The organism is Lysobacter sp. 5GHs7-4 (genome assembly GCF_021284765.1).
Taxonomy (GTDB): domain Bacteria; phylum Pseudomonadota; class Gammaproteobacteria; order Xanthomonadales; family Xanthomonadaceae; genus Lysobacter.
In genome coordinates this window covers 4,009,998-4,023,881 of the sequence record NZ_CP089924.1, presented here as the reverse complement: position 1 = coordinate 4,023,881, position 13,884 = coordinate 4,009,998, and the positions used below count along the sequence as shown (strand labels likewise).

The following is a 13,884-nucleotide window of genomic DNA, read 5'->3' as shown; positions in this document are numbered from 1 at the left end:
GCCGCGTGCCGGGCGACGACACCGAACCCCGGCGCTGCGAGGCGCCGGGGTTTCGGTTTTGGGGGTGGACGAAAGCGCAGCGGATGCAGGACGCTGCGATCTCCAAACCGTCGCACGTCGGCTCCGTCGTCACTGTCATCCCGCCACCCTTTCAATCACCGTCATTCCGGCTTTCGCCGGAATGACGGGAAAGGGGCGCGCGAATCGAGTCGCGCACGCACGCGTCGCAACCGCGCACGCGTCTGCGGTTTTGCCTTTCCCGATTCCCGCCCTATCCTTGCCGCATGCCGAGCCGTAAGGACGGGCCCTCCGTCGAACTCCACAGCCAACCGCTGCCGCGTCTGCCCGGAGTCGGGCCGGCCATGGCGGAGAAGCTGGCCGCGCGCGGGTTGCTGAGCCTGCAGGATTTCTGGCTGCACCTGCCGCGCCAGTACGAGGACCGCACCCAGATCACCCCGGTGCGTTTGCTGCAGCCCGGCGTCGCCGCCCAGGTCGAGGGACGGGTGGAGGCGGTCGAGCGCGGCTTCCGTTACCGGCCGATGCTGCGGGTGGCGGTGGGCGACGACTCGCACGGCACCGTGGTGCTGCGCTTCTTCCATTTCCGCGCCGCGCAGGTCGCGCAGTTCCGCATCGGTGCGCGCGTGCGCCTGTACGGCACGCCCAAGCCCGGTCAGAACGGACTGGAAATCGTGCACCCCAGTTACCGCGTGCTCGACGACGACAGCGACGAAGCGCTGGGCGAACAGCTGGATCCGGTGTACCCGGCGATCGAGGGCATCGGCCCGGTCACCCTGCGCCGGCTGATCGGCCACGCCCTGGACCGCTTGCCCGACGAGGCCGCGCTGGAGCTGCTGCCGCGCGAGCTGCGCGAACGCCTGAACCTGCCGACCCTGCGCGAGGCGCTGCTCACCGTGCACCGGCCGCCGGTGGACGCCGACGTCGCCGCGCTGATCGACGGCCGCCATCCCGCGCAGCGCCGCCTGGCCCTGGAAGAGTTGCTGGCCCATCATCTGAGCCTGCGCCGTCAGCGCATCAGCCAACAGGCGCACAAGGCGCGGCCGCTGAAGCAGATGCCTCTGGCCGAGCGCCTGCGCAAGTCGCTGCCGTTCAAGCTGACCGGCGCGCAGAAACGCGTGTTCGACGAAATCCGCGTCGACCTGGCCAAGCCTTCGCCGATGCTGCGCCTGGTGCAGGGCGACGTCGGCAGCGGCAAGACCGTGGTCGCCGCGCTGGCGGCGATGCTGGCCGTGCAGCACGGCCGCCAGGCTGCGCTGATGGCGCCGACCGAACTGCTGGCCGAGCAGCACCTGCACAACCTGCGGCGCTGGCTCGAACCCCTGGACGTGCGCGTGGCCTGGCTGGCCGGCAAGGTCACCGGGCGCGCGCGCAAGACCGTGCTGGAGCAGGTCGCCAGCGGCGAGGCGCAGGTCGTGGTCGGCACCCACGCGCTAATGCAGGAAGGCGTGGCCTTCGCCGATCTGGCGCTGGCGATCGTCGACGAACAGCACCGCTTCGGCGTGCACCAGCGCCTGGCGTTGCGCGACAAGGGCGCCGGCGGCGTGGTCGGCGCGCAGGCCATCGTGCCGCACCAACTGGTGATGACCGCCACCCCGATCCCGCGCACGCTGGCGATGACCGCCTACGCCGATCTGGACGTGTCGGCGATCGACGAACTGCCGCCGGGCCGCACCCCGGTGCAGACCGTGGCGCTGAGCGAGGAGCGGCGGCCGGACCTGGTGCAGCGCATCCGCACCGCCTGCGCCGAGGGGCGGCAGGCGTATTGGGTTTGCACGCTGATCGACGATTCCGACGAGGTGATCGCGCAGGCCGCGCAGACCACGTTCGAGGAGCTGTCGCGGCAACTGGCGCCGCTGCGCGTGGGCCTGGTGCACGGGCGTATGAAGCCCAAGGACAAGCAGGAGACCATGCGCGCGTTCAAGGACGGCGAGCTGGATCTGCTGGTCGCCACCACCGTGATCGAAGTCGGCGTGGACGTGCCCAACGCCTCGCTGATGATCATCGAGAACGCCGAGCGCCTGGGCCTGGCGCAGCTGCACCAGCTGCGCGGGCGGGTGGGGCGCGGCAGCGCCGCCTCCAGCTGCGTGCTGCTGTATCGCTCGCCGCTGTCGGGCCTGGCGCGGCAACGGCTGGAGACGATGCGCCAGACCCACGACGGCTTCGTGATCGCCGAAAAAGACCTCGAGCTGCGCGGCCCCGGCGAACTGCTGGGCACGCGCCAGACCGGCCTGGCCGGGTTCCGGGTCGCCGATCTAGCCCGCGACGCCGACCTGCTGCCGCAGGTGCAGGCCCTGGGCGAGCGCCTGCTGGCGCAGGCGCCGGAGACCGCCGAGCGCATCGTGGCGCGCTGGGTGGGCGGCGCCGCGCGCTACGCCTCGGCCTGAACGGCGACCCGCGAATTAGCGAAATTCGCTGGTTTTGATCGATACAAATCATCCGCGACTTGTTCGATAATCGGGCCAACCCCTCCGGAAGCCGGCCATGCCCGCCGCCCGTTCCAGCGCCGCCGCCCGGTCCTTGCCGGCCGGCACCGACCTTGCCGCCCACCGCCGCAACGAGCCCGCGCTAGCGGCAGCGCCCCCGAACCTGACAAGCTTGTCGGTTATGGCAGTAGACCCTTTGTGCGCGCAGTTGCGCGATCTGATCGCCGCCGACGTCGGCGGCACCCATGCGCGCGTCGGGCATGTGCGCGTCGGCGACGACGGCAGCCTGTCTGTGGTGCGCTATCGCCAGTACGCCTGCGCGCAGGCGCCCAGCCTGGCGGCGATGCTGCGCGACTTCGCCGAGGAAGAACCGCTGGCGACCGAGCACGCCGTGGTCGCGATCGCCGGACACCTGGACGGCGACCGCCTGGTCAACAGCAACCTGCCTTGGCCGGTGTCGCTGGAGCGCACCCGCGTCGAGGCCGGGCGCCGGCGTCTGGTGCTGATCAACGATTTCGAAGCCGTGGCCTACGCCGTGCCGCGCACCGATCCGGCGCGGATGCAGTTGGTCTGCGGCGGCGACGCCGCGACCGCCGGCCCGGCGCTGGTGCTGGGGCCGGGTACCGGCTTCGGCGCCGCGCTGTACGTGCCGGGTGCGCCCGCGCGCGTGCTGCCCAGCGAGGCCGGCCACGCCGCGCTCGCCGCCGGCACGCCGCGCGAACTGGACCTGCTGCGGCAGCTGCTGCAACGCTGGCCGCACGTGGACAACGAGCGCGTGCTGTCCGGTCCCGGCCTGGTCCACACCTATCAGGCGCTGTGCGCGTTGGACGGTGTCGCGACGGCGCTGGACACGCCCGCGGCGATCACCGCCGCCGCCCAGCGCGGCGACGACGCGCAGGCGCTGGAAACGCTGTCGATCTTCTGCGCCATGCTGGGCAGCCTCACCGGCGATCTGGCGGTGACCTTCGGCGCCGAGTCGGTGTACCTGGCCGGCGGCATCCCCGCGCAGATCGCGCCGTTCCTGCTGCGCAGCGATTTCGCCGCGCGCTTCCGCAACAAGGGCGTGTTCGCCGACCTGATGGCGCGCACGCCGGTGCGTCTGGTCGAACACGGCCAGCTCGGCTTGCTCGGCGCCGCGGCCTGCTACCTGGAACGCCATGCCGCCGACTGACGGCGCCCAGCCCTAATCGATTGCCCGCGCGCCGCGCTCGGCCATCGGCCCTGCGGCGTCGTCCTCCGGTCCGACTTGCCGTACTAGGGAATCCGCCATGAGCACACGCCGCCAGTTCCTCCAGTCCTCGCTGCTGGCCGCCGGCGCGCTGGCCGTGCCGCGTGTAGCCTCGTCGGCCGCCGTCAGCGGCGCCAAGGTGGTGTCGACCTGGGATTTCGGCGTGGGCGCCAATGCCGCCGCGTGGCCGACGCTGGCGCGCGGCGGTACCGCGCTGGACGCGGTGGAGGCCGGCGCGCGCTGGGCCGAGGCCGACCTGTGCAATCCCACCGTCGGCCGCTGCGGCAATCCCGACCGCGACGGCGTGCTGACCCTGGACGCCAGCATCATGGCCGGCGACGGCCGCTGCGGCGCAGTGGCCGCGCTGCAGGACATCCTGCATCCGGTGTCGGTGGCGCGCGCGGTGATGGAAAAAACGCCGCACGTGATGCTGGTGGGCGAGGGCGCGCAGCAGTTCGCCGTGGCCCAGGGCTTCCCCAAGCAGCCGTTGCTGACCGATGAGGCGCGTAAGGCCTGGCGCGAGTGGCTCAAGACCAGCGAATACAAGCCGCAGATCAACGCCGAGCGCCGGCAGCGTCCCGGCGATGCCAGCAACCACGACACCCTCGGCATCCTGGCGATCGGCGCCGACGGCAAGCTCGCCGGCGCCTGCACCACCAGCGGCATGGCCTGGAAACTGCACGGCCGGGTCGGCGACAGCCCCATCGTCGGCGCCGGCTTGTACGTGGACAACGACGCCGGCGCGGCCACCGCCTCCGGCGTGGGCGAGGAGATGGTGCGCAACGCCGCCAGCTTCCTGGTGGTGGAACTGATGCGCCAGGGCCGCTCGCCAGCCGAAGCCTGCCGCGAGGCGATCGAGCGCGTGGTGCGCAAGCGCCCGGAGGCCAGCAAGCAATTGCAGGTGTGCTTCCTGGCCCTGAGCAAGCACGGCGAAGTCGGTGCGTATGCGCTGCACCAGGGTTTCGTCTACGCGATCCACGACGGCAGCGCAGGCCCGCACGACCGCCTGCACGAGTCGGCCTCGGTCTACGCCGCGGAGCGCAAGTGAGCCGCATCCAACTGGAGATCGCGGCCAACTCGCTGGCCTCGGCGCTGGCCGCGCAGGACGGCGGCGCCGACCGCATCGAGCTGTGCGAAAACCTGGGCGAGGGCGGCTGCACGCCGTCGCAGGCCAGCATCGCGATGGCGCGTGAGCGCCTGCGGATTCCGCTGTACGTGCTGATCCGCCCGCGCGCCGGCGATTTCCTCTACGACGCGCTGGAGCGCGAGCTGATGCGGCGCGACATCGAACACTGCGTGCGCCTGGGCTGCGACGGCGTGGTGATCGGTGCGCTGGACGCCGACGGCGACGTCGACCGCGCGACCTGCGCCGAGCTGATCGCGGCGGCCGGCGGCGTGGGCATCACCTTCCATCGCGCCATCGACGCCGCGCGCGAGCCCGCGCGCGCGCTCGAGGACGCGATCGCGCTGGGCTGCGAGCGCGTGCTGACCTCCGGCGGCGCGTCCGCCGCACCGGACGGCGCCGCGGCCATCGCCGCGCTCGCGCAGCGGGCCGGCACGCGCATCGCGGTGATGGCGGGCGCGGGCATCGAGGCCGGCAACGTCGCATCGCTGCTGGCCGCGACCGGCGTGACCCAGGTGCACGCCTCGGCCAAGGCGACGCAGCGCTCGCGCATGCGCTACCGCAACGCCGCGCTGGCCGGGCTGGAGCCGGACTGGATCGCCAGCGAACGCGAACGCGTGGCCGCACTGCGCCGCGCCCTCGACGCCTAGCGCCGCCGAGACTTCGTAAGCTGCGGTGAGCCGAGGGCGAACCATCCTCGTGTTGATCCAGTCGTCCACACCGGGCGTTGGAGCACATCCGGAGCCAGGCCGAACAGCCTCCCCCTTTGGAAAAAATGGGGGATTGAGGGGGATTTGCTCTTCGCCCGCTTCAAGCCCAACCCCAGCCCCAAAACCCAAGCGCGCAACAACCGCCCACCGTCACGCCGCGGCCAACCCTCGCCTGCCGCCCGAACTCCCCGCCGGCCAAGCACTTAGCCGCCACCGGCCTGGGTATTGCTGCACCGCAGAATGCAATTGCCCCGCGCCTGTGATGAATTTAGATCGATCCAGATTCAGGGGGAAAGGGACTGCCGACGCGGCGTCCCTTTTAAAGGATCGAATTTTTAGATCGTGACAAACGCCACAAATCGCGCTCCGTGTGTCCCGTTGCAGTTCACTTCCGAGATCGCCGTGATGACTCAATCCACGCTTCATCGCAATGCGTTGGCCAGCGCCCTCGCGCTGGTGTTGTTCGCCCCGCTGGCCGCAATGGCCCAAGACGCGCCCCAGGGGGCGGCCGCGCAGGACCAGGTAACCGAAGTCGAGAAAATCACCGTCACCGGCTCGCGCATCAAGCGCACCGATATCGAAGGTCCGGCACCGGTCACGGTGATGACCGCCGAACAGATCAAGGCCGAAGGCTTCGTCACCGTCTACGACGCGCTGAGCACGCTCAACGAGGCCATCGGCACGGTCGAGGCCGACGTGCAATGGGGCTCGCACACGCCCAACGCCAGCCCGCTGAACCTGCGCAACATGGGGCCCAACCGCAGCCTGCTGCTGGTCAACGGCCGCCGCGTCGCCGACTACCCGCTGCCCTACGGCGGCCAGAGCAACTTCGCCAACTACTCCAACATTCCCGCCGCCGCGGTCGAGCGCATCGAAGTGCTGACCGGCGGCGCCTCGGCGATCTACGGTTCCGACGCCATCGCCGGCGTCATCAACGTGATCCTGAAAAAGAACTACAGCGGCGACGAAATCCGCGTCCGCGGCGGCACCTCCACCGAAGGCGGCCGCGACACCTGGGACCTGTCCTGGGCCGGCGGCAAGACCGGCGACAAGTGGAGCGTGAGCTACGCGCTGCAGTGGACCAAGCGCGACGCGCTGTTCGGCCGCGACCGCCCGCAGATGGACGACTCCGACGATGCCGCGCCCAGCTCGTGGAACACCGAGCAGCGCAAGGTCGGTTTCCGTCCGTTCACCGGCCTGGCGCTGCTGGACGCCGGTAACGGCAACCGCCGCCTGGCGCCGCCGGCCGGCGCCTGCGAACAGTTCCGCGGCGAGTACTACCGCGCCGACCGCCTGACCTACAACTACGGCACCGACACCATCAGCAACACCGGCCAGCTCTGCGGCAAGAGCGCCGACTTCGCCGACTGGCTGCTGCGCAGCGGCAGCGAGGACTGGTCGGCCTACGCGCACGCCACCTGGGACTTCTCCGACAATCTGCAGGGCTGGGTCAACGTCGCGTTGTACGACTCCAAGGCGCAATGGGGCAGCTCGCCGCCGTCGCTGCAGCTCACCGACGGCCTGGACGGCGGCGCCTTCATCGACGCCAATACCGGCCGCCGTCTGATCGGTGTGCGCAGCTTCACGCCGGTCGAAGTCGGCGGCATGGACAACATGCGCAACCTCAACAAGGAGCAGTCCTGGGATCTGAGCGCGGGCCTCAGCGGCACCGTGTTCGACGGCCGCTTCAACTGGGACGCCTCGGTCGGCCGCTCGCGCTACACCGTGCACGAGCGCATCGCCACGGTCGACTGGGACCAGGCCGAGAACTTCTTCCTCGGCCCGCAGATCGGCACCCAGGACGGGCTGCCGGTGTACAACTTCAACGAAGCGCGCTGGTGGTCGCCGGTGACGCCGGAGCAGTACCGCCAGTTCGGCGTCAACTCGATCAACAACGCCGCCTCCTGGGTCAACCAGGCGCAGGCGTCGCTCAGCGGCGACCTGTTCGAAGGTTGGGCCGGTCCGATCGGCTTCGCCGCGGTGCTGGAAGCGGCCAAGCAGGGTTATCAGCTCGATCCCGATCCGCGCGGCAACGAAGACTACTGGGTGCAGAACATCGATCGCGGCGGCGGCGAGCGCACCCGCTACTCGGCCGGCATCGAGTTCAAGATTCCGCTGCTGCAGTCGCTGACCCTGACCGCCGCGGCGCGTCGCGACCACTACGGCAGCTACGAGGCCTTCGACAGCGCCGCGCGCCTGGCGATCGGTTCGCAGGCCGAAACCACCTGGAACGCCGGCATCGAATGGCGACCGCTGGACAACCTGTTGCTGCGCGGCAGCTACGCCACCAGCTTCCACGCGCCGGACATGCACTTCCTGCTGGCCCAGCCCAGTACCTCGGACGTGGGCATGACCGATCCGCTGCGCTGCATCGAGAGCGGCGCCTCGGTCACCAACGACTGCGGCAGCGGCAATCCGGACGTGTTCTACGCCTTCGGCGCCAACCGCCGCGGCACGCCCGACCTGAAGTCGGAACTGGGCGAGTCGTGGACGGTCGGTTTCGTCTGGGACGCGATGGACAACCTGTCGCTGTCGGCCGATTACTGGTCGATCGAACTGGAAGACGAAATCCGCGATCTGCCGCTGACCACCATCCTCACCGACGAAGCGGGCTGCCGCACCGGCCGCACCGTCGATCCCTCGGTGCCGTGGTCCAACCCCAGCGGCGCGGCGTACTGCTCGACCATCCTGGCGCGCGTGAACCGCGACGCCGCCGGCCGCCTGGTGTCGGTGGAAACCGGTCCGATCAACATCGCCCAGCGCAGCGTCGCCGGCATCGACGCCTCGCTGCGTTACCGCCTGAACACTGCGCGCTGGGGCAACTTCCAGTTCGGCCTGAACTACACCAACCTGATCTCGATGAAGGAGCAGGTGTACGCCTCGGATCCGAACCCGGAACGCCGCGACCGCGACGTGCGCAGCAAGGTCCGCGGCAGCGTGAGCTGGCAGGGCGAGAAGTGGAACTGGACCGTGTACGGCGACCGCATCGGCTCGGTGCCGGGCGTGCGCTACCACTGGGGCACCGACCGTCTCGACAATCCCGGCGGCTGCCGACCGTTCCCGGACGGCTACGTGCCCAGCGACAGCCTGGATGCCAATTGCGCGGTGCCGCCGGGCAGCAGCAATCCCAACGCCGGCAAGAGCACCTCGCGTTACTACGGCCGCGTCGGTCCGGCGATCACCTGGAATTTCAACGCCGGTTACAAGGTGACCGACCGCGCCAAGATCAACTTCTACGTCAACAACGTGTTCAACAGCACCGGCTGGAACCACAAGGACCCGTACAAGCTGGACTACGAGTTCTACAACAGCCGTCTGTTCAGCCCGATCGGCCGCGAAGTTTCGCTGGAGTACGTGTTCGACTTCTGATTCAGCCCGACCTCTCCCCCGGGTCCTGGGCCCGGCCGACCGGCCGGGCCACTTTTATCCCTGCGACGGCGCCGGCATGCCGGTGTCGTCCGACCTGCGGCCGTACGCTGTTCCCGCCTGCGGCCGCGGGCCCCATTCGGAATGCGTCGGACTTGCGTAATCGCCTCGCCACGATGCTGTTGTCGCTGCTGCTGGTGCCGGCCTGGGTCGGCGCGCAGTCGCTGCCGTCGCCCGCGCAGGCCGCACCGGCGCAAGGCGACGCGCGCGAGCCGGCCGTGCAGGAGGCGACGTCCGCGCCGCTGATTCCGCGCCCGCGCCGCTGGCAGCCGGGCGAGGGCAGTTTCGTGCTCGACAGCGGCGTGGCCGTGCTGGCGCCGCGCGATGCGCGCAGCCGCGAGATCGCCGATTTCCTGCGCCAGGCGCTCGCCGACGATCACGGCCTGTGGCTGTCCGCCGCCGGCACGCGCGGCGAGCGCGCGATCGAGTTGCGCCTGGACGCCGCCGTGACCGGCGCCGAGGCGTACCGCATCGAGATAACGCCGCAACGCGCGCTGCTGTCGGCCGCGCAGCCGCGCGGTCTGTTCTGGGCCGTGCAGAGCCTGCGCCAGTTGCTGCCGGCGGGCCGCGCTGATCGCATCGAGCTGCCCGCGGTGCGCATCGACGACGCGCCGCGCTACGGCTATCGCGGGCACATGCTGGACGTGAGCCGGCATTTCATGTCGGTCGATTTCATCAAGAAACAGCTCGACCTGCTGTCGTACTACAAGATCAACACCTTCCGCTGGCACCTCACCGACGACCAGGGCTGGCGCATCCAGATCCGGCGCTATCCCAAGCTGACCCAGGTCGGCGCCTGGCGCAGCGAGGACGACGGCCGCCGTTACGGCGGCTACTACAACCAGGCGCAGATCCGCGAGGTGGTGGAGTACGCGCGTTTGCGCAACATCATGGTGATCCCCGAGATCGAGATGCCCGGGCACGCGTCGGCGGCGCTGGCCGCCTACCCGGAGCTGTCCTGCCGCAAGCAGCCGATCGAGGTGCCCAACAGCTGGGGCGTGTTCAAGGACGTCTACTGCGCCGGCGACGAGTCGACCTTCGAGTTCCTGTACAACGTGCTGGACGAGGTCGTCGAGCTGTTCCCCGCGCCTTACGTGCACATCGGCGGCGACGAGGCGCCCAAGGACCGCTGGCAGGAAAGCGCGTCCTCGCAGCAGCGCATGCGCGCGGAAGGGCTGAAGAGCGAGGACCAGTTGCAGGCCTGGTTCGTGCGTCGCATCCAGCGTTACCTGGCCGGCAAGGGCAAGACCCTGATCGGCTGGGACGAAATACTCGACGGCGGCCTGGGCAAGGACGCCATCGTCGAGGTCTGGCGCGGCGACGAACCGGCGCAGCGCGCGCTGCGCAACGGCAACCGCATCGTCGTCGCCAGCCCGTTCTATCTGGATCGCGCCAGCAGCGACCTGAGCCTGGAAGCGCTGTACCGCACCGATTTCGCCGCCGCGCCGGTGTTCGCGCGGCACGCCAAACAGGTGCTGGGCGCCGAGGCGCCGTTGTGGACCGAGCGCGTGACCCCGCGCAACGCCGAGGCCATGCTGTATCCGCGCCTGCTCGCGTTCGCCGAAAACACCTGGAGCGGCATCGGCGAGTACCCGGACTTCCAGCGTCGTGTCGCGCTGCAGTACCCCAGGCTGGATGCCTGGCAGGTGAACTACGGCCCGGAATCGGCGGACCTGGTGAGCTACCGCGTGCAGCGCGATCCGGAACAGCGCCTGTGGCGCGTGCAGGCCCAGCGCGGCTTCGCCGACCTGCGCATCCACTACACCAGCGACGGCCGCGAACCCGACGCGAGCTCGCCCTGGTTTGAGGACGCGCTGGAAGTCCGCAAGCCCGGTCTGCTGAAACTGACGCCGATCCGCCACGGCCGCGCCTACGCGCCCAGTCGCGGCTATGCGCTGGTGAAGCATCTTGGGCTGGACCGTGCCGTGACCTATTCGCAGCCCGCGCATCCGCGCTACCGCGGCAACGCCGACACGGCGACCCTCAGCGACGGCGTACTGGCCGGCGACGACCACGCCGACGGCCGGTGGACCGCCTGGAATAGCGGCGACGTCGACGCGACGGTAGACCTGGGCAAGGCCGCCAAGTTGCGCGCGGTGTCGGCGCGTTTCCTGCAACAGACCAACAGCTGGATCCTGCCGCCGCGCGGCCTGCAGTTGTCCACGTCCGACGACGGCGAGCATTGGACGCCGCAGGCCGAGCTGATCCTGGACGTGGACGCCGCCGACCTGAGCCAGCGCTATCACAACCTGCGCCTGGCCTTGCCCGAGCCAGTGCGCGCGCGCTACCTGCGCCTGCACATCCAGACCTATGGCGCGCTGCCCGAAGGCCATGCCGGCGCGGGCAGCCCGTCCTTCTACTTCGTCGACGAGATGGTGATCGAATGAAGCCTCAGCCGCACACGCCGCCGCACGCCGCCGGTTCCGCTTCCGCATCGCGCGCGCGTCTGCGCTGGCTGGGCTTCGCCCTGGCCCTGGCCGGCGCGACCGTGCAGGCCGCGCCCGCGCGCGAGGACCTGGCCGCGTCGGTCAACACCTTCATCGGCACCAAGGACGACGGCAACACCTATCCGGGCGCGTCGGCGCCGTTCGGGCTGATCCAGATTTCGCCGATCGGCGACCACTACGCCGGCTGGCGCTACGACGAAGCCAAGATCCGCGGCTTCGGCCACTCTTTCCTGTCCGGCGCCGGTTGTTGGGAGCAGGGCGGGCAGCTGTCGGTGTTGCCGGTGACGGGCGCGATCGCGCCGGGCGGCGCGTTCGATACCGCCAAGGCCGACAGCTTCGACCAGCGCAAGTACGCCGCCAGCTACACCCACGAAGGCGAGGTCGGCCAGGCCGGTTACTACAAGGTGCGGCTGACCGACTACGGCGGCATCGACGCCGAGGCCACCGCGCTGACCCGTGCCGCGGCCGAGCGTTACACCTACGCTGCCGACGCCGGCAGCGGGCACGTGCTGGTCAACACCGGGCAGGCCAACAACCGCCATTGGGTGGTCGGCAGCGCGCTGCGCGTGGTCGACGAGCGCACCGTCGAGGGCCGCATCACCACCAAGAGCTTCTGCGGCGGGCAGAACTACAGCACCTGGTTCGTGCTGCGTTTCGATCGTCCGTTCCAGAGCCACGGCACCTGGGACGAGGAGGGCGGTCATCCCGGCGGCCGCAGCGCCATGCAGGGCGACGGCCGTCCTGCCGGCGCCTGGTTCAGCTTCGACCTCAAGCAGGGCCGCGCGATCACCGCGCTCAGCGCGATCTCGCACGTCGACCAGCAGGGCGCCTGGAACAACCTGCGCGCCGAGGCGATGACGGGCGAGCAGGCGCTGAGCTTCGACGCCATGCGCACGCGCGCGCAGGACGCCTGGCGCAAGGAACTGCAATCGGTGCGCGTGCGCGGCGGCAGCGGCGACGACCGCACCGTGTTCTACACCGCGCTCTACCACACCCTGCTGCAGCCGCTGACCGGTAGCGACGCCGACGGCCGCTACCGCGGTTACGACGACGGCATCCACCGGGCCGACGGCTGGACCTACTACGAATACTTCTCGCTGTGGGACACCTACCGCTCGCAGAACCAGCTGCTGGCGATGCTGCGTCCGCAACGCGCGCGCGACATCGCCCAGTCGGTGCTGAAGATCCGCGAGCAGGGCGGCTGGCTGCCGCGCTGGGGCTACGCCAGTTTCGAGACCAATGTGATGACCGGCGACCCGGTCACGCCGTTCCTGGTCGACCTGTGGAAGTTCGGTGCGCTGGACGGCCGCGAGCGCGAGGCCTGGACCGCGCTGCGCGAGAACGCATTCGGGGTGCCGCCATTCGGCTCGCGCAGCAGCGGCCGCGCCGGCAACCCCAGCTATCTGCAACGCGGTTTCGTGCAGTACGACCGCGCGTTCCCGGTCAAGAGCATGGACATCGATCCGCACCACGGCGGTTCGGCCACGCTGGAATACGCCTTGGCCGACTGCTCGCTGGCGGGTTTCGCCCAGGCCATCGGCGAGGACGCCGACGCGCGCACGCTGCGCGCGCGCGGCGGCAACTGGCGCAAGGTCTGGGATGCCGATGCCAAGGACGCCGAGCTGGGGTTCACCGGTTTCCCGCGCCCGCGTCTGGACGACGGCAGCTGGTACACCGGCCCGGATGGGCGCTACAACCCGCGCTCGCATCACGGCTTCCACGAAGGCACCGCCTGGCAGTACCAGTGGCTGGTGCAGCAGGACGTGCCGGGGCTGGCCGCGGCGATGGGCGGGCAAGCCGAAGCGCTGCGCCGTCTCGACGCCTTCTTCGCTTACGACGCACTGGTGGCCGACCCGGCCAACGCCGCGCGCAAGCAATGGGTGGTCGGGCCTTACAGCTACTACAGCCAATACCGCTACAACCCCAACAACGAACCCGACCTGCACGCGCCCTGGCTGTACGCGTTGATGGGTCAGCCGTGGAAAACCTCGGCGGTGTTGCGCTCGGCGCAGACGCTGTTCACCAACGCGCCCAACGGCGTCACCGGCAACGACGACCTGGGCACCATGTCGGCCTGGTACTTGTTCAGCGCGATCGGGCTGTATCCGCTGATGCCGGGCAGCGGCGAGCTGGTGCTGCACGCGCCGCGCTTCGAACGCGTCGAACTCGACCTGGGCCACGGCAAGACCCTGCGCATCGAGGCGCCCGGCGCCGACGGCCGCAAGCTGCAGTACCCGCAGGCCGTGCGCTTCGATGGCGCGGCGGTTGACCGGGTTTGGCTGGATTGGTCGCGCATGCGCGACGGCGGCACCCTGCGTTTCGATCTGGGCGCTGCGCCGTCGGATTGGGCCACCGCCGCTGCGGCGCGTCCGGCCGCGGCTTGCGCGGCGCCTGGCGGGAGCGCGCCTTGAGCCTGCTTGCGTTCCCGGCCTGCCGCCGTCCGGCGGACCGTGCCGTCCGCGGACCGGCGCGTTCGCGCGCTGCCGGCCGGGCGGGCAAACTTGGATCG

7 protein-coding genes are annotated in these 13,884 nt (G+C 70.2%); all 7 read left to right on the top strand.

The window, feature by feature from the left end; genetic code table 11:
• Positions 1 to 284 precede the first annotated feature (284 nt).
• Entirely contained in the window at positions 285 to 2,402 is a 2,118-nt protein-coding gene (recG, locus tag LVB77_RS18115) for an ATP-dependent DNA helicase RecG (RefSeq protein ID WP_232907457.1), read from the top strand.
• Positions 2,403 to 2,622: 220 nt separating this feature from the next.
• Positions 2,623 to 3,612 carry a glucokinase gene (locus LVB77_RS18110; protein ID WP_232907456.1) on the top strand — a complete coding sequence of 330 codons (990 nt, stop codon included), beginning with the start codon at positions 2,623 to 2,625 and terminating at the stop codon, positions 3,610 to 3,612.
• A 97-nt stretch (positions 3,613 to 3,709) separates the two neighbouring features.
• Entirely contained in the window at positions 3,710 to 4,717 is a 1,008-nt protein-coding gene (locus LVB77_RS18105) for a N(4)-(beta-N-acetylglucosaminyl)-L-asparaginase (RefSeq protein ID WP_232907455.1), read from the top strand.
• A complete protein-coding gene (locus tag LVB77_RS18100; RefSeq protein ID WP_232907454.1) occupies positions 4,714 to 5,442 on the top strand; it encodes a copper homeostasis protein CutC in 729 nt (242 codons plus the stop codon). Before LVB77_RS18105 ends, LVB77_RS18100 begins: the two co-directional genes overlap by 4 nt.
• A gap of 465 nt (positions 5,443 to 5,907) precedes the next feature.
• Positions 5,908 to 8,871, top strand: a complete 2,964-nt coding sequence (locus LVB77_RS18095; protein ID WP_232907453.1) for a TonB-dependent receptor — start codon at positions 5,908 to 5,910, stop codon at positions 8,869 to 8,871.
• A 152-nt stretch (positions 8,872 to 9,023) separates the two neighbouring features.
• The gene (locus LVB77_RS18090) at positions 9,024 to 11,315 is read left to right on the top strand and encodes a family 20 glycosylhydrolase (RefSeq protein ID WP_232907452.1); all 2,292 of its coding nucleotides are present in this window, start codon (positions 9,024 to 9,026) and stop codon (positions 11,313 to 11,315) included.
• Complete coding sequence (locus LVB77_RS18085; RefSeq protein ID WP_232907451.1) at positions 11,312 to 13,786, top strand: GH92 family glycosyl hydrolase; 2,475 nt, start codon at positions 11,312 to 11,314, stop codon at positions 13,784 to 13,786. The genes LVB77_RS18090 and LVB77_RS18085 overlap by 4 nt, the downstream gene beginning before the upstream one ends.
• The last annotated feature ends 98 nt before the right edge of the window (positions 13,787 to 13,884 follow it).